Origin of the sequence: Arthrobacter sp. 18067, from assembly GCF_902706295.1 — a bacterium.
GTDB lineage: Bacteria > Actinomycetota > Actinomycetes > Actinomycetales > Micrococcaceae > Arthrobacter.
Window position 1 is genome coordinate 261677 of sequence record NZ_CACSJJ010000001.1, and the last position, 23702, is coordinate 285378.

The 23702-nt window shown below is 61.9% G+C and carries 20 protein-coding genes; 11 read left to right on the forward strand and 9 right to left on the reverse strand.

Annotation, left to right across the window (positions count from 1 at the left end; genetic code table 11):
• The first annotated feature begins 88 nt into the window (after nt 1-88).
• The 3 genes from GVL04_RS01125 to GVL04_RS01135 are packed head-to-tail and all read left to right on the forward strand — an operon-like array spanning nt 89 to nt 3392.
• A complete protein-coding gene (locus GVL04_RS01125; RefSeq protein WP_159698268.1) occupies nt 89-1474 on the forward strand; it encodes a nucleobase:cation symporter-2 family protein in 1386 nt (461 codons plus the stop codon).
• A gap of 18 nt (nt 1475-1492) precedes the next feature.
• Complete coding sequence (locus tag GVL04_RS24590) at nt 1493-2860, forward strand: amidohydrolase family protein (protein ID WP_159698271.1); 1368 nt, start codon at nt 1493-1495, stop codon at nt 2858-2860.
• A gap of 25 nt (nt 2861-2885) precedes the next feature.
• Nucleotides 2886-3392, forward strand: coding sequence for a nucleoside deaminase (locus GVL04_RS01135; RefSeq protein ID WP_235036108.1), 507 nt, complete (start codon nt 2886-2888; stop codon nt 3390-3392).
• A gap of 47 nt (nt 3393-3439) precedes the next feature.
• Here GVL04_RS01135 and GVL04_RS01140 read toward each other — a convergent pair whose 3' ends face one another.
• A complete protein-coding gene (locus tag GVL04_RS01140; RefSeq protein ID WP_159698277.1) occupies nt 3440-4477 on the reverse strand; it encodes a VOC family protein in 1038 nt (345 codons plus the stop codon).
• Nucleotides 4478-4682: 205 nt separating this feature from the next.
• Between GVL04_RS01140 and GVL04_RS01145 the strand changes: the two genes are divergently transcribed.
• Together GVL04_RS01145 and GVL04_RS01150 are read left to right on the forward strand one after the other, a co-directional pair.
• A complete protein-coding gene (locus GVL04_RS01145; protein ID WP_159698280.1) occupies nt 4683-6170 on the forward strand; it encodes a flotillin family protein in 1488 nt (495 codons plus the stop codon).
• Complete coding sequence (locus GVL04_RS01150; RefSeq protein ID WP_090820106.1) at nt 6163-6399, forward strand: hypothetical protein; 237 nt, start codon at nt 6163-6165, stop codon at nt 6397-6399. Before GVL04_RS01145 ends, GVL04_RS01150 begins: the two co-directional genes overlap by 8 nt.
• A gap of 219 nt (nt 6400-6618) precedes the next feature.
• Here the strand turns inward: GVL04_RS01150 and GVL04_RS01155 are convergent, their stop codons facing one another.
• From GVL04_RS01155 to GVL04_RS01165, 3 genes are all read right to left on the reverse strand, one after another.
• The gene (locus GVL04_RS01155) at nt 6619-6996 is read right to left on the reverse strand and encodes a hypothetical protein (protein WP_159698283.1); all 378 of its coding nucleotides are present in this window, start codon (nt 6994-6996) and stop codon (nt 6619-6621) included.
• Complete coding sequence (locus tag GVL04_RS01160; protein ID WP_327785605.1) at nt 6993-7448, reverse strand: J domain-containing protein; 456 nt, start codon at nt 7446-7448, stop codon at nt 6993-6995. Before GVL04_RS01160 ends, GVL04_RS01155 begins: the two co-directional genes overlap by 4 nt.
• Nucleotides 7449-7624: 176 nt before the next feature.
• Nucleotides 7625-8047: an Hsp20/alpha crystallin family protein gene (locus GVL04_RS01165; protein WP_159698289.1), complete on the reverse strand. Its 423-nt coding sequence runs from the start codon at nt 8045-8047 to the stop codon at nt 7625-7627.
• A gap of 141 nt (nt 8048-8188) precedes the next feature.
• On the opposite strand from GVL04_RS01165, the gene GVL04_RS01170 reads away from it, so the two are divergent.
• Nucleotides 8189-8605, forward strand: coding sequence for a MerR family transcriptional regulator (locus GVL04_RS01170; RefSeq protein WP_327785606.1), 417 nt, complete (start codon nt 8189-8191; stop codon nt 8603-8605).
• A gap of 212 nt (nt 8606-8817) precedes the next feature.
• Nucleotides 8818-9729, forward strand: coding sequence for a hypothetical protein (locus GVL04_RS01175; protein ID WP_235036109.1), 912 nt, complete (start codon nt 8818-8820; stop codon nt 9727-9729).
• Nucleotides 9730-9793: 64 nt separating this feature from the next.
• Here the strand turns inward: GVL04_RS01175 and GVL04_RS01180 are convergent, their stop codons facing one another.
• Entirely contained in the window at nt 9794-11665 is a 1872-nt protein-coding gene (locus GVL04_RS01180) for an FG-GAP-like repeat-containing protein (protein ID WP_235036110.1), read from the reverse strand.
• A 95-nt stretch (nt 11666-11760) separates the two neighbouring features.
• Nucleotides 11761-13497, reverse strand: a complete 1737-nt coding sequence (locus GVL04_RS01185; RefSeq protein ID WP_235036111.1) for an FG-GAP-like repeat-containing protein — start codon at nt 13495-13497, stop codon at nt 11761-11763.
• Between the two features lie 302 nt (nt 13498-13799).
• Here GVL04_RS01185 and GVL04_RS01190 point away from each other — a divergent pair, with 302 nt between their 5' ends.
• The 4 genes from GVL04_RS01190 (at nt 13800) to GVL04_RS01205 (ending at nt 18117) form a co-directional block, all read left to right on the forward strand.
• On the forward strand, nt 13800-14966 hold the full coding sequence (locus GVL04_RS01190; RefSeq protein ID WP_159698295.1) for a glycosyltransferase family 1 protein: 1167 nt from the start codon (nt 13800-13802) through the stop codon (nt 14964-14966).
• A complete protein-coding gene (locus GVL04_RS01195; protein WP_159698298.1) occupies nt 14963-16357 on the forward strand; it encodes a UDP-glucose/GDP-mannose dehydrogenase family protein in 1395 nt (464 codons plus the stop codon). The genes GVL04_RS01190 and GVL04_RS01195 overlap by 4 nt, the downstream gene beginning before the upstream one ends.
• 436 nt (nt 16358-16793) lie before the next feature.
• The gene (locus GVL04_RS01200) at nt 16794-17216 is read left to right on the forward strand and encodes a hypothetical protein (RefSeq protein ID WP_327785607.1); all 423 of its coding nucleotides are present in this window, start codon (nt 16794-16796) and stop codon (nt 17214-17216) included.
• A 142-nt stretch (nt 17217-17358) separates the two neighbouring features.
• Nucleotides 17359-18117: a tyrosine-protein phosphatase gene (locus GVL04_RS01205; RefSeq protein ID WP_159698301.1), complete on the forward strand. Its 759-nt coding sequence runs from the start codon at nt 17359-17361 to the stop codon at nt 18115-18117.
• Here the strand turns inward: GVL04_RS01205 and GVL04_RS01210 are convergent.
• The 3 genes from GVL04_RS01210 to GVL04_RS24595 form a co-directional block, all read right to left on the reverse strand.
• Entirely contained in the window at nt 18099-19349 is a 1251-nt protein-coding gene (locus GVL04_RS01210) for a plasmid pRiA4b ORF-3 family protein (RefSeq protein ID WP_159698305.1), read from the reverse strand. The genes GVL04_RS01205 and GVL04_RS01210 overlap by 19 nt on opposite strands.
• Before the next feature lie 409 nt (nt 19350-19758).
• The gene (locus tag GVL04_RS01215; protein WP_159698308.1) at nt 19759-21009 is read right to left on the reverse strand and encodes an APC family permease; all 1251 of its coding nucleotides are present in this window, start codon (nt 21007-21009) and stop codon (nt 19759-19761) included.
• 79 nt (nt 21010-21088) lie between these two features.
• Nucleotides 21089-23647, reverse strand: coding sequence for a LuxR C-terminal-related transcriptional regulator (locus tag GVL04_RS24595; RefSeq protein ID WP_235036112.1), 2559 nt, complete (start codon nt 23645-23647; stop codon nt 21089-21091).
• Nucleotides 23648-23702: the final 55 nt, after the last annotated feature.

Sequence of the window (23702 nt, forward strand, 5' to 3'; positions counted from 1 at the left end):
ACCCCATCACCACGCTGTACGGGCTGCGGCAAATCCCCCCAACATCCCCGCACTTCAGCTGCAATGCACTCCCACTGAAGGAGTTTCCATGTCGTCAACGGCTCTACCCAACCACCGTCCGGAGGACGAAAAGCTCGGTTTCGGACGAACACTGCTCTACGGCCTGCAGCACATGCTCACCATGTACGGCAGCCTCATCGCCACGCCCTTGGTCATCGCAGGCGCGGCCGGGCTATCCCCCGCTGAGAGCGGCTCACTCATCACGGCTTCCCTGCTTATGGGCGGCATCGCCACGCTCATCCAATCGCTGGGACTCCCCTTCTTCGGCTCCCAGCTGCCACTCGTTCAAGGCGTTTCATTCGCCGGAGTGGCCACCATGATCGTGATCATCAACGGAGGTGGTGGGCTTCCGGAGATATTCGGAGCCGTCATAGCTGCCTCCGCGATCGGCCTGGTAGTCGCCCCCTTCTTTGCACAGGTTGTCCGCTTCTTTCCCCCTGTAGTTACAGGCACGGTCATCACGACCATCGGTCTCACCCTCATGCCAGTTGCGGCTAACTGGGCCATGGGCGGCAACTCCGGGAGCACCGACTACGGGTCTGTGGACAACATCGGCCTTGCCGGGTTCACACTCCTCATAGTCCTCCTGCTGTCCAAAGCCGGCGCCGGCATCATCTCGCGCCTGTCCATACTGCTGGCAATGGTTCTCGGCACCATCGTCGCGTTGATATTGGGCAAGACCGACTTCTCTGGCGTCGGCGATGGACCGGCGTTCGCCTTTCCCATGCCCTTCGCCTTCGGTGCGCCCGTTTTCGACGTCGCCAGCATCATCGCAATGCTCATCGTCGTACTGGTAACCCTCACGGAAACCACGGCGGACATCCTCGCTGTGGGCCAGATCGTTGATACAAAGATTGATCGCAAGCGCATCGCTGATGGCCTGCGGGCAGACATGGCCTCGTCCATCATCTCGCCCATCTTCGGCTCATTTACGCAGACGGCATTTGCGCAGAATGTTGGACTCGTGGCCATCACGGGCATTAAGTCCAGGTACGCAGTGGCCGCCAGCGGTGGCCTCTTGGTGGTCCTCGGTCTCCTGCCCATCCTCGGCAGGGTCGTAGCCGCCGTCCCCACACCAGTGATTGGCGGAGCCGCTGTGGTTCTCTTCGGCACCATCGTGGCAGCGGGAATCCGCACGCTCTCAAAGGTGGACTATTCCAATTCGATGAACTTCATTGTGGTGGCGGCATCGATTGGATTTGGCATGATCCCCATCGTGGCTCCCGGGTTTTATGACCAGTTCCCGGGCTGGTTTGCCATCATCTTCGGCTCCGGCATCAGCTCGGCCGCGATCCTGGCGATCGCCCTCAACATCCTTTTCAACCACGTCAAATTCGGGACGCCGTCGAACCCGTCCGTTGCTGCCAAAGGCGCGGAGCACTTGGCCATGGACCACAACAACGAAACTCACTGACAAGAAATCGGAGAAATCATGAAGACCACCATCTACCTGGCGGACCTCGTTCTGACCATGAACGCTACCCGCGAAGTCGTCCCTTCAGGTGCCATCGCTGTTCAGGGCCAAACCATACTCGCTGTGGGCGCCGGCCCCGATCTCATCGCTTCCAATCCGGAAGCGAATGTTGTTGACCTGACCGGGCATGTACTGATGCCAGGCCTCGTAAACTCCCACCACCACTCCGGTGTCCTCAGGGGCACGGCTGAGCACCTTCCTGTCTGGGAATGGCTGCGGCTCCACATCGACCCCATGCATCGAGTGCTCCAACCAGATGAGGCCGAGGCCGCTGCCTGGCTCTGCTACGCCGAGGGTCTCCTCTCCGGGACCACTACTGTCATCGATATGTGGCGGTACATGGATGGCAGCGCCCGCGCCGCATCCGCACTCGGCAACCGCCTGGTCAGCGTGAACTACGTGGGCGCTCATCCCGATCACGACTACTTCGACACCCTGGATGACAACGAGCGCATGCTGCGCGAATGGTCAGGTGCCGCCGGGGGACGAATCACGCCGTGGGTGGGTCTTGAGCACCTGTTCTACGCAGACGCGGAGGGCCGCTCGCGTGCCATTCATCTTGCCCGCGAGTATGACACCGGCATCTACATGCACTGTTCCGAGTCGCAGGTGGAATTGCAGCAATGGCACAACGAGTTTGGTTTGCGCCCCATGATGGCCTTGGAAAAGCTTGGATTCTTCGACGTTCCTCGAACCATGATCGCCCACGCGGTATGGCTCGACAACGAGGAAGTCAGCCTCATCGCCGACAGAGGTGTGGGTGTCTCCCACAACCCCGTTAGCAATATGAAGCTCGCCAGCGGAATGGCTCCGGTGGCCGAGATGCTTGCCGCCGGAGTCAACGTTGGTATTGGTACGGACGGTGAGAAGGAGAACAACAACCTGGACATGTTCGAGGAGATGAAGGTGGCATCACTCCTGGGCAAACTGCGCGCCATGGACGCCGCCGCCATGGACTCCTGGACTGTTCTGGAAATGGCCACGATTGGCGGTGCCCGGGCGATCGGGCAAGCCGATCGCATCGGTTCCCTTGAACCCGGCAAGCAAGCGGACTTCATTGCCGTGCGCACTGGAACTCCCCGGACTACGCCATTCATCACCGAGGGTCCGTATGCCAACGTCCACCACAACCTCGTCCATGCAGTCCGCGGCAGCGACGTCACCACAACAGTGGTGGCCGGCGACGTAGTGGTTCGTGATGGACGCTTGTGCAACGCTGACCTCAGCGAAATCATTGACCGTGCTGCGGCGACGGTGCCCGGGCTGTTTGCGCGGCGTCGTGAGTATCTCGACCGCGTCGGTGAGCCCCACGGCCTCTTCGTCTAATCCATACCAAGAGAGAGATTCAGAAGTGACAAGCACTGAGAACGCCGGCCCCGCCATCTCCGAACAGGACGTGGACTTCCTGCGCCTGGCCATCGCTCTTTCCCACCAAGTCAAGGCTGAGGGACGGCATCCATTCGGCGCCGTGGTGGTGGACGAACATGGCACGGTGGTCAGCTCAAAGGGAAACAACTCTATGCCGCCGGAAGGCGACCCGACCCAGCACGCCGAACTCAGGGCTGCGGCGGAAGCATTTCGGCAGCTCAGTACGGAGCAACTGGCGCGATCGACGCTGTACTCAAGCGCAGAACCATGCGCGATGTGCGCCGGCGCGGTCTACTGGACGGGAATCGGGCGGGTGGTCTACGGTCTCAGCGAGGAATCACTGCTGAGCATTACGGGAGACAACCCCGAAAACCCCACCCTGTCCCTTCCCTGTCGCGAAGTCTTCAGCCGCGGTCAACGCAAAATCTCTGTGGTGGGCCCTCTTCTGGAGGACGAGGCTGCCGCCCCTCACAAGGATTTCTGGCACTAAACGAGGGGTCAGCTCTCGGCACTTTGAGGCCCGCGAACTGCCGAGAGCTAACCCTTCGCGAAAAAGTCCACGCCCGATACATATTCCATCGCCTTCACGAACTTCGGGTCGCTCATCCTCGCGTAGGCCTCCTCCTCGTTGAGCTCTGCGACCCGGCAGTGGATCCACCAGAGATTCCCTAAAGGATCCCGAACGCGGCCCACCCTTTCTCCCCAGAACATCTCCGTCATGTCTGTGACCGCCGTGGCACCGGCGGCGAGTGAGGCAGCGAAGGTGGCATCGCCGTCGTCGACGTAGACGCGGAGGAAGGCCGGCGTCGGCGGCCAGCCAGGGCGGGAGTCGAAGGCGAGGATGTTCGAGTCGCCGATCTTCGCCTCAGCGTGCCCGATGGACCCGTCTTCCATGGGAACCCGGAACGCTTCCTGGGCACCGAAAGCGGCAGTGACGAAGTCGAGGAGCCCGGGCGTGCTGCGCGTGATGATCCAGGGTTCAACGGAACGATATCCAGCGGGAATGTGGCTGATGCCGTCGGCTCGAACCAGCGGGTACATGGACGTCACTTCATCGGGGACGGGTGCGTCCGGCTGGCCGATCATGTGCCGATGGAGGGATTCGACCGCATAGTCCATCCCCGCCGCGTACTCGGGGGCCTGCCAGCGGCTGGCGGCTTCGTCGTCGGAGACGTCTTCCATATGCGACATGATCCACCAGACGTTCCCCAGCGGGTCCTGAATCCGGGCGCCACGGTCACCCCAGGCGCTGTTGTCGAGGACCGAAACCGTGGTGGCACCCGCGGCGAGGGCGGCGTGGAAGGCGGCATCGGCGTCGTGCGTATAAAGACGGAGGTACGACGGCATTGCGGGCCAATGCGGTCGGCTGTCAAAAGCGAGGACAACGGAGTCGCCAATCCGGGCTTCCGCGTGCCCGATGGTGCCGTCCTCACCCACGACGCGGTCGATCTCCTCGGCGCCGAACGCGGCCGTGATGAACTCGAAGAGGGCATTGGTGTCCCGAGTGATGAGCCAGGGGCTGACGCTGGAGTAGCCGTTGGGGACTGTGCTGATGGTCGGGTCTGCCGCGGTCATGACTGTGTCCTCTTCGTCGGGGTTCCGTGGTTTCAGACTATGCGGATTCGAGGTCAGGATCGGTCCGCGATTGCTGCCCGTAAATGACGCACAAACGTGCTGGACTTACCCGCTCCGGCGGAACAAGACTGTGTACACGGGCAACCACTTGGCCTATGGGGGTCATCCACAGTGGCAGGTCTACTCAGTCTGAAGGGACAGGTCAATGGACGACCTCGCAGCTTTCTTTCCACTCATCGCCGGGATTCTGGGCGTCGTTGTTGTTATTGGCTTCATCTGGTTGGCAACCAAGGCGATGTGGAAGGTGGCCGAACCCAACGAAGCCCTGATCATTTCGGGGCTGACGCGTGGCACCTTGGAAAATACCGACGGCATGGACTTCAAGATAGTCACAGGCAAGGGCGCGCTGGTGGTCCCCGGACTGCAGACAGTTCGTACTCTGGCGCTGACGTTGAACGAAACGGAGCTCAAGGTTTCATGCGTCACGTCGCAGGGCATCCAGGTGATCGTGGACGGTGTGGTGATCTACAAGATCGGTGACGCTCCCCCGTTCATCGCCAACGCGGCCCGCAGGTTCCTGGGGCAACAGCCCAAGATGGAGAGCCAGGTGTACAACGTGTTTGAAGGGCACCTGCGCTCGATCATCGGCAGCATGACTGTGGAGGAGATCATCCGCGAACGCGACAAGCTCGCTTCGCTGGTGCGCAGCGCAAGCGGCGTGGAGATGGAAAAGCTCGGCTTGGTGGTGGATTCGCTGCAGATCAAGGACCTGCAGGACCCCACCGGATACATCCAGAACCTGGCCAAGCCGCACATCGCGCAGGTCAAGATGGAGGCCCGCATCGCGGAAGCTACCAGCAACCGTGAAGCTGCGGAGAAAGAAGCGGAAGCTGCCGCGCTGATTGCCGATGCGCAGAGCCGTTCGGCGATCAAGCAGTCAGCCGCTCAAGCTAATGCCGAACAGGCCCGTGCGAACGCAGCCCAGGCAGGGCCGTTGGCCGATGCCACAGCACGGCAACAGGTTGTGGTGCAGGAAACCGAAGTAGCCAAGCTTGAGGCCGACCGCGAAGAGCAAAAACTGCAGACCACCATTCGCAAGCCCGCCGACGCCAGGGCGTATGCCCAGCGCACGGACGCAGAAGCGAAGAAGGCGGCCGACATCAGCGCGGCAGAAGCCTTGGCCAAACGCACCGAGCTGGAGGCAGGGGCCAATGCCCGACGCGTTGAACTGGAAGCCCAAGCCGCCGCCGGTGCCGCGGCTGCCATGGCTGGCGCTACCCGGGTGACCGGTGAAGCAGAGGCTGCTGCAACAACGGCTCGTGGAAATGCCGCGGCTTCCGCTGTGAAGGCAAAGGCACTGGCCGAAGCCGACGGCATCAAAGCCCGCGGCGAAGCCCTGGAGACGAACCAGGAGGCAGTCATCAACCAGCAGATCGCCGAGAACATGCCCGCCATCGTTTCAGCCGCTGCTGAGCCGTTCTCCCGCATTGGTCAGTTGACCGTGCTCAACGGCGGAGACGGACTGAACAGCATGGTGGGCGGGATCCTGTCCCAGGTCGGGAGCTTCCTGCCGTCGCTGGCCTCCGCACTGAGGGGTAAGGATGCGCCTGCTGCCTCACCGCGTTCTGCTCCCGCCAAGCCCGTGAAGTCCCCGCCCGTGACGGCACCACCGGCCAAGGCGCCCGATGCATAAAGAGTTCAACCGAAGCCTTACCGGCAAGATCGGCCGGGTAACTGGAACCATCGCCCCAGGCACTATCGGCGAAGTCATGCTCCCCTTCCACGGAGGAACCAGCGCGTTCTTTGCCTACCCGTTCGATAAGACGAGCGTTTACCCCGTGGGCGAGAAGGTTCTGGTGATCCACTTCGAACCGCCGCAGACGGTTTACGTGGAGGAACTGCCGGAGGTGCTGCGGGAGTAGCCGGCTTGCTTTCGCCGAGGGGCGACATCTCGGCACTTTGAGGCGCGCTTACTGCCGATAGCTAACCCCTCGCGAAAGGACGCACGAGGGCGGGTGGCCGGACTACCGCCGAGGGGCGACATCTCGGCACTTTGGGGCACGCTTTCAGCCGAGATCCCGCCCTTCGCGAAGGAACGCACGACGGCGGGTGGCCAAGTAGGTGCCCAACGGCCAGGCGCGTCAAAGTTGAGGCCCGTAGATGAACTCCTTGGCGTGGTTGACGGCCTTCTTGAACGCGTCATTCCGGAGCGTCACCTGCTCCCTGTTGGATCCGGCGCTGGGTTCCACGAACGTGGTGGGGCCGGGACGGAGCATCCAGATATCGCCGGCGGGTGGCAGGTAGAAGACGCCAAAGGACCTGTGCTCGGGGTCGTCGGTCCAGATGGGAACCACGGCCACAGCAGCACCGGTGTCCGGGTTGATCCACTGCGCCCGTGGCATGGGTTTCTCGTGGACTTCGGGATCGAGGAACGGTGCTGTCCCTCTCCCCCAGCGCTTCTCGAACCGTTCGTAGAAGGCGGGAATGATGTGGCCGTCGTACGGACGCCAAGCACTCATGAATGGCTCCTTGGGGTTCTCGGGGTTCGGGATGAAGGCTCCCAACGGGCTGGCCCGAAAGACAGGGGCGGCTGGGGCCGGCCGGTCTCCTTGCTGACTGCCGGTTCGTATCGATGGACCCGCACCTTGACAGGCATTCCGGGCCTTCGTGCGGGCACACCGCTCCCCCGCGCCTGATCGTAAGCCGCCCGCTTTCCTGGGTCCGACAAAACGACGTACGCCTGCGTGATGGCGTGCAGCTCCTTGAGGTCGACCGCGGAGGTGGTGTCGCCGTCGTCGACCCTTTGGCGTGTGTCCGGGTGGTGCGACCGAAGGAGAGCACGGTAAGCACGGGCGATCTCACGGGTCGTCGCGTCCGGCGACACGTGCAAGGTGGCGTAGTGGTCAGATTGATCGCTCACGGTTGGTTCCGGTTTCCTGCAGCGGACTTGGGGATGGCCCCCGGCGTGCACCGGGGGCCATCAATCGGGAGACGACGGGCGGGGGCCGCTTTCATGTGCGCTAAAAAACGCTGTGACGTGGCGCGAAGCCTGCGCCCAACTATTCCGATGCGGCCGCCTCCGTTGTTCCCGGTCGGCGCCCTGCCGGTTGGCCACCCCCGGGTGAGCCTTCCGGCAGGACGGACGGGTTAGGCGTTGATCTCTTGCCGTTGTCCGTTGGACGTGATCTCAATGCGCCGCGGCTTTGCCTTCTCGGCCACGGGGATGCGGAGTGTCAGCACGCCCGCGTCGTAGCTGGCCTTGACGCCTTCGGCGTCCAAGGTGTCGCCCAGAATTAGTTGCCGGCTGAAGACGCCTTGCGGGCGTTCGGCGGCGATCATCTCTGAGTTCTCGCCAGCCGGCGACTTCCGCTCTGCCTTGACGGTGAGGACGTTGCGCTCGACGTCGAGGTCGACGGAGTCAGGGCTCACACCTGGTAAATCAAAGGCAACGACAAACTCCTCGCCCTCTTGCCAGGCATCCATGGGCATGCCGGCAGGGCGTGCTGTTGTGCCAAAAACCTGTTGGGCGAGCCTGTCGAATTCGCGGAACGGGTCAGTGCGCATCAGCATTGTGTTCTCACTCCTCTGGTCTTGATGCTGATTTGTTGTTGTGCCAGCTCTTCCTGATCTGTGGTGGCTGGTATAGATTTTTTATAGCACCGGGGAGAGTGTGGTGCAAGTAGGTTTTCGAAGATTTTGGGAGACGTTTGCATGCCAGGTTCAACAGAGGAGCACGACGGCGGATTGGGCGCGTCCGCGCCGGGCGGCGGCTCTGCGTCTGCTGTCGATCGAAACGGGGCCGAGCGCGACGCACTGGGGGTCTATGCGATCTCCGTCGCCGCCGAACTCGTGGGAACGGGGCAGCAAAACCTTCGGTTGTACGAGCGCAAAGGCCTACTCACCCCGGAGAGGACCGACGGCGGCACTCGCCGATACAGCGAACGGAACCTGCTGACGCTGCGACGGATCGGAGTGCTGCTAGATGAGGGGCTGAACCTGGCGGGGGTGAAGCTGGTGTTGGAGTTGGAGGCGACGAACCGGGGGTTGACGGAGGACAACGAGGGGCTGCGGGAGGACAATCGGGGGTTGCGGAAGGATTTGAAGCGGGCTCAGCAGGGGTTGGGATGAACTCCCCAAATAGCGGGCATCTATCAATTTGCTAAATCGCCAGATGGCAGAAGCATGGAGTTTCAAGAATGAGAGCTCACGTCCATATTGATGAATAGGTGAAAGCATGACATCACTTAACCAATGAGCCCAAGTAACTAAGTTATTGAAACGCAATTTATTGCTTCGTGTCCTAAAATAAGAGCCCACTGGTGCTCTGCGATAGTGATGCCATGACAACTCCAGAGCTTCCAGGGGCGGGCTCACAGCAGCCTTCGCCTCATCCCCAGCACCCTCAATACGCTCAAGGGCAGCCTCAATATGCGCAAGGCCCAGGCGTCCCGCCCTATATTGCCCAGCCAACGCCGACGAACACGAAGAAACAGTTAAACGTAGTAGGCCTCATCGCGCTCGTAACGGCCGTTCTGGGCTTCATATTTGCATGCGTTCCCGGCGCCCTGATCGTCGGCTGGGTCTTGCTGCCTATCGCATTTATCCTGGCTATCGTCTCCCTTTTCCTCAAAGACAAAGCCAAATGGATGGGAGTCGCCGCCTTGATAGCGTCCGTAGTCGGCACGATTGTTGGGGTTATTGTCTTCACTGCTGTTGTAGCGACATCGTTTGACAACGCTTTCGGCGGCGACACCAAGGTTGTGGAGCCCTCTAAAGACGGAGCCGTTGAGAGTGGTTCTAAGACCGATTCATCGACGAATGCCGGAACTCGAGAAAGCCCTTATCCCATTGGTTCAGTCATTGAATCCAAGGATTGGCGAGTCGTAATAAATTCGGTCACCTTGGCTGCAACTGATGCCGTAGTGGCTGCCAACCAGTTCAACAAAGCACCATCTGCAGGATTCGAGTACATCTTGGTCAACTACACGGCGACTTACACAGGCGATGATGCCAACGGCCAAATGCCCGTCTTCGTTTCAGTTGACTACGTCACCGCCGACGGAACTACCGTCGACGGTACCAAGTCGTTTGCCGTAGCACCCGAGCCAATCGACAACATGAGCACCCTGTATAAGGGTGCCACCGCGACGGGAAATAAGGCCTTCGAGGTTCCCAGCGCGACTGCCGGACAAGGAGTCCTCGCAGTCAGGGCAGGAATGTTCGGCGACAAGGTATTCGTTGCCACAAAATAAGCACACGGAACGCCAAAACCCCCGACTGCATGAACTGCATTCGGGGGTTTGCCGTTTCATCACCTTAGAGAATCGCAGTCATGCCGTTCCAGCCCTGGCCGATAACACTTCCAATAGGCCACTTGGCACCGCCACTGCCAGAGAAGAGCCACAATGCGCCGGACGAATCACGAGCCATGATGTCCGCTTTTCGATCACCGCTGAAGTCGCCGGTTGCGAAGAGTGCCGTCATGCCATTCCACCCCTGGCCGTATTGAACTTGCGGTAACCATCCCCCTGCACCGTTTCCCGGGTAGAGCCAGAGCCGGCCACCGGAATCCCGTGCCATAACGTCAGATGAGCCGTCGGTGTTGAAGTCACCCACGCCCACAATGTCCGTCATGGATGACCAGCCAGAACCGATCTGGACCCTGGTCAGCCAGCCGCCCTTGCCATTTCCTGGGTACAACCACAAGACGCCACTACCATCCCGTGCCGCAACATCCAGGTTGCCGTCACCATTGAAATCACCTGCAGAGGTGATTGCGGTCATGCCGCTCCAGCCCATGCCAATCTGCACACGTGGCAACCAACCGGCAGAGCCGTTCCCGCCATAGAGCCACAGCATGCCGGAAGAGTCGCGGGCAAGCACATCCGAATAGCCGTCACCGTTGAAATCGCCAGGAGTAACCATAGACGTCATGACGTTCCAGCCTTGGCCGACTTGGCGCCTGTCGAGCCAATCGCCAGCACCATCCCCCGGGTAGAGCCAGAGGACGCCGGAACCGTCACGCGCCAAAACGTCTGCATTTCGATCGTTGTTGAAATCGTTCTTGACGGGTCTGGGATCAGCGGACTGAACAACCGTCACCGAGGAACTTCCCTGATTCGCCACGTACGTTGCGCCCGTGTACTCGTGGACCGCAACGGCTACAGGTTGAACTCCGGTTCGAACAACTGACGAGGTGTTGGATGAGTCGATAACGGAGACACCCCCACCGCTCAAGGGAGCATATGTTCTGTGGCGCGTGGAATCGATGGCCAATGCGGTCGGCTGCGTCGGGACGCTAATCTGGGCGATCTTCTGCCTCGTTGCCGGATTCACCAGCACAATCGACGAACTGCCACCAGCATTCGTGGACTCGACATAAACAATACCTGTCCAGGAATCCACAGCCACCTTCCCGAAAGTCTCATCCTGCCGGTACAGAAAACTCGCATGGGCGGAGTCTTCAACGATTCCCACATCGCTTTGCGGACGGCCTAGATAACTTCCCGCGAGCGTTTGGAACACTTCGTTGGTCCGGATGTTGACGGCATGGCCAACCGCATCACCGCCACCCAACACATAAACGTTCTTGAAGTTCGTCTGTCCGTCGATGACAGTGAGAACACCACCGTTGGTAGGGACGAACACCCTATTTCGCGATGAATCGACAACCATGCTCAGCGGGGTTGAGTTGTAGTAGGGGATATCGACCGTCGCATGTTCAGCCCAAGGGTCAATGACGGTGATCCCGTAGCTGTAGGAAACGTACACTTTCCGGGTGACTTGGTTGATGGCCACTATGCGCGGGTTGGCTCCTGTTTTGACCCTTCCCGCGACCGTGGCCTCATTCATGATGACCACGGACCCTGCGGCACCCGCTTTGCCTGCAACGCTGACGTAGGCAGTGCTGCTTCCCAAGGTCGCAACACCTTGAGCGACGCCACCCACGTCGACTGTCGTCACTTTTCGGGTTTCCGCATCGATGACGGAGACTCCGCTGTCGGTGGCCACGTAGACGTCCCCATTGCCTGACACTGCAATGTCATGCGGGGCCTTGCCAACGGCAATATCGAACGACGTCGAGTCAGCCTTCGCAGGCGACCCAACCAACAACGAAACGGCCAGCGCGCCAACAACGGCAAGGGCCGCCGTCGTCTGCTTTCGACCCAACTTCTTCAATCCGGACACAGTAGAACCAGATGCGACAGAACCCAAGGGGACCCCCAGAAAATGAGACGCGACTGCCGCGTCGATGAGCGGAGTCTACAGCCTTCCCAGCTAGCTCACAGAATCGCTGTCATCCCGCCCCACCCCGTACCCACGCGCTGTGCCGAGGGCCAAGCCGTTCCCCCGGTACCGGAGTACAACCACAGCTCGCCGGCAGCATTGCGGGCAAGGAGGTCAGCCCGTCCGTCGCCGTCGAAGTCACCGGGCCCAACCAGAGAGTCCATGACATTCCACCCTTGGCCAACGGTCTGCCGCGCCAGCCAGCTGCCGTATCCGTTGGGCGGGTACAGCCACAGTGCGCCGGACCCGTCGCGGGCCACCAGATCGGTCAGCCCATCGCCGTTGAAGTCACCCGCTCCGGTGATCTCGGACATTCCGGCCCATCCGGACCCGGCCCACATCCGCGGCAACCAGCCGCCGGCACCGTCACCTCGGTATACCCACAGAGCACCGCCGCGGTCGCGGGCCACAACGTCCGCGCGTCCATCGCCGTGGAAGTCAATTGCTTCGATAGCGCTCATGCCCTCCCACCCCGTACCGACGAGCACGCGCGGCAACAACCCGCCTGCACCGTTTCCTGGGTAAAGCCACAGCAGACCAGCGCCGTCGCGGGCCAGCACATCGGATTTGCCGTCACCGTTGAAATCACCCGGCGATACCAAAGCAGTCATGACGTTCCAACCCGGCCCGACCTGGACCCGGGACAACCAGCCACCGGAGCCGTTGCCGGGGTACATCCACAGGACTCCGGAGCCGTCGCGAGCCAGAACATCGGCCGATCCGTCGCCGTTGAAGTCGTTCTTGACCGGCGCGGGAACGGTTCCGTCAATCACCGATACGGAGTCACTGCCGGTGTTGGCCACATAGACGATTCCGGTGGAGGCGTTCACCGCAGCATCAACCGGATCTTGCCCCGTAAAGACGGCTGAGAAGGTGTTGTCCGCGCCATCAACTATGGCGACTCCCCTGCCGGACAGCGGTGCGTAAATTTTGTTCGACGCCGGGTTTACCACGACGTCCATGATCCGGGTGGCGGTCCTTAGCTCGGCGACCTGAGTCTGGGAAGCACCGTCAATAACTTGAATGAAACCATCGATGGAGGGGCTGTCCCCGGCTACGTAGATCTTGTTGGTGGCCGGGTTCACGGCAAGTTTGCCCACGTTGTTCGCGGAAGGAATGCTCCCAGTGACGGTATCGGTGATTCCGTCCACCACGCTCACGCCCGCACCGTATCTGCCGAGCCTTGTGAAGTAGATTTTGTTGGTCGTTTCGTTCACTGCGACGTCAAGAATGCCGCCGGCTCCGATGATGATGCTGGAGGTAACGATGCCGCCTGCGTCCACTACCCGGATGGTCCCGGAGGACTTTACGTACACCTTGCCGGTGGCCTGGTTCACCACAATGTCCTGGGCGCCCCCGGCGAGCGGCACGGACGTGGTGGTGTTCGTTGCCCCATTGATGATGGTCATCCCAGTACTCACGCCGACGTAAATCTTGTTGGTGGCGGAGTTCACTGCAATGACGCCGGGCGATGACCCCACGGGAATCCACGTCACAGCACCAGAGACCCCATTAACAACAGCAACGGAGCCGCCAATCTCGCTGACGTAGATCTTGTTGGTCGCCGGGTTCACGGCAACGTCAACAGGCATGTCTCCGGAGTACAGGATGCCCCCGTCGGACGTTCCGTTGATGACCGAAACACCCTCGAACGAGGCCACGTACGCCTTGTTTGTGACGGGATTGACGGCAATGCCGGTGGGATTATCTCCCACTGAAACGGTATTCGTCACAACATCCGCCATAGCGGGCGAACCAACCGTTCCCAGCAACAGCGCCAGCCCCAAACCGACGGCGACTGACCGCACCGCTGCCCTGCGCCGTCGTCGTACGTTTACTCCCCCACGCGCGCGCGAACCATCCCCAGCAGCAAACATGGCAAGACCCCCAGAAGTCATGACGCCCCAGCGCGTCGGTGAACCAGAGTCTACGCGGGCCCTGAGACAAACTGGAGCCCCACCTGTTAACCAACTCTTCCTCCACAGGCCACCCGTTCTAACCCGCCCCGCCAACCGCTCCGACCACCGTTGAAGGCGTGAGGATCGCAATCGTCGCCGAATCATTCCTGCCATTGATGAATGGGGTAACCCACTCGATACTGCGGGTGCTGGAGCATCTGCAGGAGCGCGGGGATGAGGTGATGGTGATCGCGCCGTCGACGTCGGACACTGATGTTTCGAGCGTCGAGAAGGGTGCGTATGTGCACCGGCTTCCCTCGGTGCCGCTGGCCGGTTACACGAATGTGCGGGTTGCGTTGGGTGGTGTGAATCGGGTCAAGCGAATCCTTGCCGATTTCTCCCCCGACGTCGTTCACCTCGCCTCCCCGTTCGTCCTCGGCTGGCGCGCCGTGCAGGCCGCCCACCAACTCGGCATCCCGACTGTGGCGATCTACCAAACCGAAGTTCCCAGCTACGCCGCCCGCTATGGCGTGCCGTTTCTGGAGAACTGGGCCTGGAACCGCGTGGACAACATCCACCTTCTGGCCACCCGAACCCTTGTGCCGTCCACGTTCGCGCTGAACCAGTTGCGCGGACGCGGCATCCTGCGCGTGGACATGTGGCGGCGCGGTGTGGATACCGCGCGCTTCAACCCCGCAAAACGTTCGACGGCGTGGCGCAGCTCAGTAGCGCCCGACGGTCACCGGATCATCGGCTACGTCGGCCGGCTCGCCGTCGAGAAGCAGGTTGAGGACCTCGCTGTGCTGGCGGATCTGCCCAACACGAAGCTGGTGATCGTGGGTGATGGCCCGCAGCGCGCGGCCCTAGAAGCGCAGCTGCCGGAGGCTCATTTTGCGGGCTTCCTCGGCGGGGATGCGCTGGCGGAGGCCGTGGCGTCCTTTGACCTTTTTGTTCATCCCGGTGAGTTCGAGACCTTCTGCCAGACCATCCAGGAAGCCATGGCATCGGGCGTTCCCGTGGTCGCGACCGGCCGCGGCGGACCCCTGGATCTCGTGGAGAACTCACGCACCGGCTGGCTGTACGAGCCCGGAAACCTCACCCAGCTGCGCAGTTACGCGCAGGACTTGATCGGCGACGACGCCAAGCGCCGCGCGTTCGCAACGGCAGCAACTGCTTCGGTCCAAGGCCGGACGTGGCCTGTCCTCAGCGCAGACCTGGTCCGCCACTACGACGAAGTCATCTCAGGGGTGCCCGAAGGAACCGGCCCCACTGAACTTACCTCAAGCAAAGGACCCTCCTCATGAAGATCTCCGTGATCGGCTGCGGCTACCTCGGCGCAGTTCACGCCGCAACGCTCGCTTCCATGGGCCACACCGTGGCGGGTATCGACGTCGAATCCTCCAAGGTTGAACAGCTCAACAAGGCGATGGCACCGTTCCACGAACCCGGCTTGGACGAGCTCCTCAAGGATGGCCGCACCACGGGCCGCCTCGTGTTCACCACCGATTTCTCTGCTGCTGCGGATGCTCAGGTCCACTTCCTCTGCGTGGGCACCCCGCAGTCCAAGACCTCTGACACGGCCGACCTCTCCTACCTGATGGGCGCCACGAAGAGCCTCCTGCCGCACCTGGCCAAGGGCGCCGCCGTCGTAGGTAAATCGACGGTGCCGGTTGGCACGGTGGAGACCCTCCGCGCGATCCTGGCCCGACGCTCGGACGTGCTGCTCGGCTGGAACCCCGAGTTCCTGCGCCAGGGCACCGCCGTCAAGGATTCGCTGGTTCCCGACCGGCTGGTTTACGGCGTCCCCGGCGGCAAGGGAGCCGCTGCCGGCGCCCCGGTCACCGCTGTGCTGGATGCCGTGTACGAGCCGCTGATCTGCGCCGGTATCCCGCGCCTGGTCTGCAACTTCGCGACGGCGGAACTCATCAAGTCGGCGTCGAACGCGTTCCTTGCCACGAAGGTCAGCTTCATCAATGCGATGGCCGAGCTTTGCGACGCGTCGGGCGCTAACGTGAGCGAGCTCAGCGAGGCGATGGGCCTGGATCCGCGCATCGGCAACCGGTACCTGCACGCCGGGCTCGGGTTTGGTGGCGGCTGCCTGCCCAAGGACATCCGGTCGTTCCGGGCGCAGGCGCGCGAGTTGTCGGTGCCGTCGGTGGATGAGTGGATGGGCTTGGTTGATTCGGTGAACCTGGACCAGCGTTCCCGCGCCGTGGAGGTTGCCCGCGAGATGTGCCGAGGCTTCCTGTCCGGCCGCACGGTGACCATCCTCGGCGCAGCGTTCAAGCCCGACACCGACGACATCCGCGACTCACCCGCCCTGGACGTCGCCCAGCAACTCGCTGCGGCCGGCGCACACGTCACCGTCACCGATCCAAAGGCCATCAACAACGCCTGGATCCGCTACCCGCAGATCCGCTTCGAAGCCTCCACCAAGCGCGCCCTCGAAGGCGCCGAACTGGTGCTGCTGCTGACGGAGTGGGACGAATACGTTTCGCTTTCGCCTACGGTTGTCGGGTCACTCGTACGACGCCGGATGGTGCTGGACGCTCGAAACGTCCTGGACGCTGAGGCCTGGCGGAGTGCGGGGTGGACGGTCCGCGGGTTGGGGACGGGGGCTTCGGTTGTGGCTGCCGAGCGCGGGGCTGGAGGAGCTGCGGTGCGTGCCGGCGGGAAGAAGCACGCGCGGGCGTAAGCCCAAAGGTATTGGCGTGCCACCTGTAATGTGAGCGGCACGCTAAGTCATAGATAACTTTCCCTCCCCTTGCCATTCCGCCGAATGTTATGGTCACGGGACGCGCCATCGCATCGGCGCATCTACAAGGGGGCAATAAGTGAAAAAGGGTTCCATTCGCACGGCCAAAAACCGGCATTTGCCAGGCAAGTCTTCCTGGGCTCAACGCAGGAAGGCTTTGGGACTGGTGGCAATCACGTCGCTGCTGGCTATGACCACAGCCTGCGGTCAGGGGGCGACGACAAACGCCAGCTCGGTGAACAGCACAACGGCAACACCTTCTGCGACACCGTCGCCGACACCCAGCAAGGTCGCTGGGACGGCTTGTACAACTGAGAAGGCGACTCAGGCTTCCTCTGGTGAGACGTATGTGTGTGCGGTCGACAGGGCGGGGAAATTGACGTGGTTGGAGTCAGCGACCGCGAAGAAACTATCCGACGAACGAGCTGCGGAAGCGGCTGCCAAAGCTGCGGTCGAAAAGGCGGCAGCAGACAAAGCAGCCGCGGATAAGGCAGCTGCTGACAAAGCTGCAGCCGATCAGGCAGCGGCGGCTCAAGCCGCAGCAGACAAGGCCACCGCTGACAAAGCAGCTGCGGACGCCGCGGCTGCCGCGTTGGTTCCCAAGCCTGTTCCGGCCGCGCCGCAGGCACAGAGTAACTGCGATCCGAACTACTCGGGTTGTGTTCCCGTCGCATCCGACGTCGATTGCGCCGGAGGCAGTGGCAACGGTCCGGCATATGTGAGGGGACCAGTAACAGTTATTGGATCCGACATTTACGGTCTGGACAGCGACAAAGACGGAGTCGGCTGCGAGAAGTAGTAGTCGTGGAGGGCGACCGCGGCCGACAAGCTGCGGTCGCTCCCACCGAGTTTGCGTGCTGGCTTTCGGTTGCGGCGTCCCTCGTACGACGTTGGATGGTGCTGGACGCACGGGCGGAAGCCCAATTTGCTTTACTAGGGCCATGGAAGAGTCTGGGACAAATGACCGAGTCCTGCGGGTGGATGGTCTGGTCAACGCGCGCGATCTCGGTGGCTTGGAGCGCGCAGACGGAACTCTGACTCCCCACGGGGTGTTTTTCCGGAGCGACAACGTGGACCGGATCAGCACCGACGGGTGGCAGCAAGTGTACGAGGCCGGGATCCGCACCGTCGTCGATCTTCGCCAACCGGGTGAACGTGAAGGTGACACCCAGACTCGTCCAGCCTGGCTCACCACCATCAACGTGGATCTCGATGGTCTTGAGAACACGGAGTTCTGGGCCGACTACTGGGACAACGGTTTGGTGGGCACCGCACTGTACTTCCTGCCGCACATCACCGAGATGCCCGAACGAGCCGGAGCTGCAATCTCCTCCATCGTCAACGCTCCACCGGGTGGCGTCCTATTTCATTGCATGGGCGGACGGGACAGGACAGGCATTATCGCCATGCTTCTGCTTTCGGCCGTGAACGCCACTTCTGAGGAAATCGTTGATTACTACCTGGAAACCGTCAGGCTGGGCGATCTCCGAGCGGCGAGCAGCAACAGAAATAATGCCGAGTCCCTACTCAACGAACTTTGCGAGCGCCACGGCACCACCACCGAAGGCGCCTTCCGAACGGCTTTGGCCGGGTTCGACCTGCGTGGCTTCATCAAGGCAGCGGATCTCCCCGAAAGTGACCGCGCTGCTCTCAGCACTTGGCGCGGCAGCGTCCCAGAGAGTCAGTCGATGCGGCTCTGAACATCGAGGAGGAACTTGACTCCGGCCTCGGACAGCTTCTCGTCGAGTCGACGCCAGCTTGGGTCTTCCCACAACTCCAGCCGGTGCAGGCTCCCAGTGACCTCGTAGTAGAGGTCGCTCGCCCAAGACAGGGGAATCTCGCCGCCGGTTCTGGTTCTCAACCCACCGTGGTGAAGCGCAGCCTGGATCACCTGATCCCTAAGCCCGTAGGGTGGCTCGTCCCCGGTTAGCTCCCAATGGATGAACAGCGGCGTTGCGATGCGCTCCGCGTCGCTGTCTGGGTTCGCCAACTCATTTGCCAGGAAATCCCACAGGGCTTCGGGGTCCCCGGCCAGTTTCCGTCCCCTGGGCGTCAGAAGGAGTTTGTCCTTGAGCTTCCGCAGAAGCTTCCACCCCTGCAACTGTTCCCGAAGATTCAGGATTGGCGGAGTGCTCACCTCCACCCGTCCAGCCGAGATCCATTCATCGTCCCAGCCAAGCTCGGTCATGGCGCGCTTCACGAAGGCGGGCTTCAAGTACCCGGCAGAGGTCAAAGGTAAGCCGTCCAGCTGGGCCTCCTTAAGGAACCACCGGATCGGACCCAGAACGGCTTCGTAGTCCGCAGCCGTCACCTCACCTGGCCAGAACCGCTGCGCCAAGCTGCGAAGCTGCCCGTTGATTGCCACCAGATCAAAAGCGGCCGGATCGAACTTGGAGACGGGCTCCTGCGTCACGAACTCAAGCCATTCAACAGCTTCCCTGTGCTCAGGATGCTTGCGGTTGCCCACCACAGCCACCACGTTGGCGTATCCACCGACTCCCCCGGAATCCTCAATGGGACCCCTCATCGCTCCGTCGAGGCAGGCGATCGTGTTCTCATGCAGCTCAGCGGGACCCACAACCTCGATCTCGTGCGTCCAGCTGTCACCGAAGTCGTACTCGTAGAGGAGGTCTGAAAGACCTGGTGTCTGAACGTCGAACAGCTCCAGCAGCCGCACGGCAGCTGGGCTTTCGGCACCCTCGGGACCATCGCCGTCGTCGACGTCCATGAAGATGCGCTTCTTGCCTGAGCTGTCTTTGCCGGCGACGGCGTACAAATGCGAGTTCTTCCACCCGAAGGCGCACTGGATGGCGCCGTGCAGCTCGGCAACAGTAGCACTCTCCGGAATGACGAGCTGCCGCCAGATCAGTGGCTCTGTCTCACCGATGGAAATGCGCAGTTCGACGGCGGGAACGGTGGTGGGTGACTCCATATCAGCAATTCTGCCAGTGCAGGCCGACGGCTACCGCTTTGCAGGGGGTGAACCAACCAGAACAAGGACTTGCCAGTGATCACGCACTTCTACCCAGTAGCCCTTCGCATCATCACCACCACGTTGCTCGCCGTGATCTGATCTGTTGCCGCTCGACGGCGGGCCAGCACCTAGGCGCTGCCGCTCACCACTCATCTTCGCCTTTCGCGGCCCCTATTTCATGAGCGTGCAGCACCTAGTGGCCGAATCCGAACACCTAGTGCCCGAAACCCGGCCATAGTCTCTTTGTGTGCCTCCGGGGCGGGTATCCCGGTGTCCGGCGGGAGCCCCACCCGCTCCTGGCGTAGGAGGCACTACAGCGCGGCCCCACCTGCCTACCCCCTGGTGGGGTCGCGCCCAGCCGGAAGCGTCAGCGTCGCCGCAAAAGCACCAGACGGAACGCGACGCCCACGCCAAACATCAGCACACCCAGTCCAACAGAAACCGGCGGCAGCGTCGCGACGAGCACCACACATGCCAGTGCACCGGCCACCTGCAGGAACTTCGGGTACCGACGGTCTTCCGCCGGCTGGGTGTACGCGGCGACGTTCGCGACCAAGTAGTAGAGCAGAACGCCGAACGATGAGAAGCCAATTGCCCCGCGAAGATCGGCCACTGCGACGATCAGGCAGATGACGACGGCGAGAGTGACTTCCGCCCTGTGGGGAACCTTGTACTTCGAATGCACGGCAGAGAGCCAGTGCGGCAGGTCGTGCTCCCGGGCCATGGCCAGGGTGGTCCTGCCGAGCCCCGCCACGAGGGCCAGCAGCGCACCCAGCGAGGCAACGGCAGCGCCCACGCGAACCACCGGCGCTGCCCATGCAAGAGTCCCTGCACTAACAGCATCGGCCAGCGGTGTCGGGGTAGCAGCCACACCTTGGGGACCAAGCGCCGCAAGCAACGTCACTGCAAGGACGGCGTAAATGATGATCGTGATTCCAAGGGCGATACTGATAGCCCGCGGAATGGTGCGCTTGGGCTCACGTACTTCCTCGCCCATGGTCGCGATCCTTGCGTACCCGGCGAACGCGAAGAACAGCAGCCCCGCCGACTGCAGGATGCCGTACCAGCCGTGAGCCAGCAGCCCCTCCCCCACAAAGTCCCCGAAGTCGGGACCCGAACCACCCCACACGGCAGCAACGGCAATTGCCAAGGCAAGCAGTACGGCGAGCACCAGCACACGGGTCAGTCCCGCTGTGCGTGTGACCCCGTGATAGTTCACGGCCGTCAGAAATACGACGGCGGCAATTGCCACCGGGCGCTCCCAACCTTGCGGGGCGGCATAGGCAGCGAAGGTCATCGCCATTGCTGCGGCGCTGGCCGTTTTGCCGATGACGAAGCCCCACCCGGCCAGGAAACCTGGCCAAGGTCCGAGCCGTTCTCTTCCGTAGATGTAGGTACCGCCAGAGGTTGGATATGCCGCTGCCAGCTGGGCGGACGACGTGGCGTTACAGAAGGCCACGAAAGCGGCAACGACCAACCCAATCAGCAACCCCGACCCCGCGGCGGCTGCGGCCGGGGTGAAGGCAGCGAACACACCCGCACCGATCATCGAGCCGAGGCCTATGAGTGAAGCGTCAAAGGTGCCTAGTCGGCGGGCCAAAGCCGGGGAGTTGCTCACAGAAACCCTTCACGCGGATGAACCGGGCTCAGAGTGGGCGTCAGAGACCGGGATTGGAGTGGTTTCAGCCTATCTCCGGTCAGCGAGGCGGGAGTGAATTCCCGACGAGCATGAAGAGACTGTTGCGGGACGTTGCTCCTGTCTTCCTGAGCGCGTTGGAAATGTGGTTCTCCACCGTCCTCGCGCTGATGCCCAGGTGTTCGGCGATCTCCACATTGCTGCGGTGCCCTGCCAGAACAGCGACTTCGATCTCCCGTTCAGTCAGCGGAGTGGTCCTGAAGGAATTGAACGAAAGTTGTTCGTTGGCCGACGGGAACCTGACAGCGAACATGGACGATGCCTGGGCCATGGCGTCAGCAGCGGCAGCGTCCCCCTCAATCACATGCCTTTTGAGCGCACCCCTGAGGAGCATGCCCACCTGGTACGTGTCCCCGTCGGCTTCGTAGTGCTTCAGGAGCAATCCCAGCAGCTTGTGATCGCCTTCAACAACCGCCGCGGCAATGGCAATGAGTTGATCATGAACCTTCACCTCACTCTCACGCAGGATCTTCTGCAACAGCTCCAACACGGGGCGTCCAGGACACAGGCAGGTGCAGAGAAGCGCCGTCATCATGGCTTCCAGGACGTACCCGGTCTTCAACTGTCGTCTGATGAGTTTCGCAGCCTTGCGGTCGAACGTTGAGGGTTGCGTGTTGTTGTGGGCGATCAGCTCATAGGCGCCCTTGCCGATGCCAGGTAACGGCCCGACGTCGGGGACTTCTGTCCGCGCTTGGGCAGCAATGGAAAGCGCAGGAGAGATAGCCGTGGTCGCGTGCCTGAGGCCAGCGAGTCGCAGCATGGCGTCGTAGAGGGAGTCGACAACGAAGCCCGGACGGCCCATCGCAAAAACACTGCTCATGAGGTACTCCGCTTCTTCGAAATGTCCGCGATAGAGCAGCGCGTGTGCCGCGATGTAGCTGCTGGTGACCACGCCGAACTGGTCCAGGTTCTTTCGGGCCTCGGATCGCCAATCCAAGGCGAAGACCAAGGATTCCTCCACCCGGCCGGCCGCGAATAGCGCGAAGCCTCGAATGAAGGGGCGGAGATGGGCGAAGGCGTCGTCGTGGCCCTCGCCGTCGATGGCTTCAAGCGCCGCGGCCGGCCGGAAGCGATAGAGCTCCAACAGCCCACGGACCAGACGCCCCATTCCCGATGCCTGTTCGTCAGAAGTCCCCTGCCCAGGGCCTGTATCCGGCGGAACTCGGCCATGGGAAGCGCTGAGGAACCGAATGGCGTCCTCGGTCTCTGCCGTCAGGGGCGGGTTGTCCTTTGCAAACCGTTGAAGCAATTCGACGGCGACTCCCGGCCCCTGCCATGTATGGATCGCAAGCATGGCCTCCGTAATGATGACGAAGAGGACGTCCCTGGGATCGGCGTCGAGCGTTGTCGTTTCCCGACAGACGCGGGTGGCGCGTTCAACGTCCACGGACGCGCCCCAATAGATTCGCAGAAGAGCCGCAGCATTAGCCGCCGACTTGTTGGCTTCCCAACGTTCGAAGCGGATTCGTTCCCGGTCTGCATTGTGGTCGTGAAAGTGACGTGCGGTGACGGCATCGTCATCGCCCTTTTCCAGCCGCAGTGTAGACAGAACACGGGCCAAGCAGTCGACCGTACTGCGGTTCTCTTGCGCCGTCCCCGGAACAGCCTCAAGCACGCCAGCGATCTTGCTTCGCAGCAGTTTCCGATCCGTGAGTTTCTTGTTCCCACGGAAGTAGTCTGCGATGACAGGCGGGCTGATGGCGGCAATGGAGCCATTGTGATGATCCGCCAGGACGGTCAGGAATCCCCTGCGTTCCAGGCCTTCCAAGGCATCCGAGGGGATGACCTTTTGCAGGACGTCCACACGGGCCGTGCCGAGAATCGCCATGGTGTGCAAGGCCGTGAACTCATCGGCGTTGAGCTCCGCCAGTAGCGCTTCAAGAGTGCCGCGCAGGTGCTCGTTCCAAAGCGTGTTTGCAACCATGCCCCATTGATTGTCCTTCATGACCAGGAGGTTGCTCAGCGCAGCCGTCTCCGCGATCCGCACGATCAGACGGGGGCTGCCGGCGGACTTGGTGAGGATTCGGGCGGTCGTGTCTGCGTCAGCCGGGGCGCCCAGAACCTGGGCGATGAGCATGTGAACCTGCTCGTAGTGGAGGGGATCCAGTTGCAGGTGCGCCTCGCGACCGTTATTGAGGACTGCCAACTGGCTTCTGGAAAACGCCCACGTCTCAGGAGCGGTCGCTACCATCGGGCAATCTGATCGCCGCCTCACGGCCTCCAGGACTGCCAGCGACTCGTTGTCCACGAGGTGGAGATCGTCGACGACGAGCAGGTGCTTCCCTGGCTTGGCGAGCTGGCCCGAGAACACGTCAGCCATATCGAAGACGCCACTGCGGCCCGGCCTCATTTCGAGCCCGAGCCCCTTTATGGCCGAGTACGGAATGGTGCGGTGCGTGCGCAGACCGCTGATGAAATGCACGTCCACTCCGGTCTTCTCCAGGCTTCCCATGACGGCGCGAACCACCGTCGTCTTGCCGCTCCCCGGTGCGCCGACAACCCGCACCCCGATACCGCGCGCAACGAAGTCGAGGATTCGCTGAACCTCAGAATCGAACACTCGACCCAACCTTCTGTTTCCGTGGACGCCCGACATGCGGCTCACTTCGCAGGCT

What these genes read in the sequence shown, in the direction of transcription:
- GVL04_RS01175 (WP_235036109.1), top strand. Translation starts at nt 8,818, where the DNA reads ATGACAACTCCAGAGCTTCCAGGGGCGGGCTCACAGCAGCCTTCGCCT.
- GVL04_RS01145 (WP_159698280.1), top strand. Translation starts at nt 4,683, where the DNA reads ATGGACGACCTCGCAGCTTTCTTTCCACTCATCGCCGGGATTCTGGGC.
- GVL04_RS01165 (WP_159698289.1), bottom strand. Translation starts at nt 8,047, where the DNA reads ATGCTGATGCGCACTGACCCGTTCCGCGAATTCGACAGGCTCGCCCAA.
- GVL04_RS24590 (WP_159698271.1), top strand. Translation starts at nt 1,493, where the DNA reads ATGAAGACCACCATCTACCTGGCGGACCTCGTTCTGACCATGAACGCT.
- GVL04_RS01170 (WP_327785606.1), top strand. Translation starts at nt 8,189, where the DNA reads ATGCCAGGTTCAACAGAGGAGCACGACGGCGGATTGGGCGCGTCCGCG.
- GVL04_RS01155 (WP_159698283.1), bottom strand. Translation starts at nt 6,996, where the DNA reads ATGAGTGCTTGGCGTCCGTACGACGGCCACATCATTCCCGCCTTCTAC.
- GVL04_RS01125 (WP_159698268.1), top strand. Translation starts at nt 89, where the DNA reads ATGTCGTCAACGGCTCTACCCAACCACCGTCCGGAGGACGAAAAGCTC.
- GVL04_RS01195 (WP_159698298.1), top strand. Translation starts at nt 14,963, where the DNA reads ATGAAGATCTCCGTGATCGGCTGCGGCTACCTCGGCGCAGTTCACGCC.
- GVL04_RS01150 (WP_090820106.1), top strand. Translation starts at nt 6,163, where the DNA reads ATGCATAAAGAGTTCAACCGAAGCCTTACCGGCAAGATCGGCCGGGTA.
- GVL04_RS01140 (WP_159698277.1), bottom strand. Translation starts at nt 4,477, where the DNA reads ATGACCGCGGCAGACCCGACCATCAGCACAGTCCCCAACGGCTACTCC.
- GVL04_RS01205 (WP_159698301.1), top strand. Translation starts at nt 17,359, where the DNA reads ATGGAAGAGTCTGGGACAAATGACCGAGTCCTGCGGGTGGATGGTCTG.
- GVL04_RS01210 (WP_159698305.1), bottom strand. Translation starts at nt 19,349, where the DNA reads ATGGAGTCACCCACCACCGTTCCCGCCGTCGAACTGCGCATTTCCATC.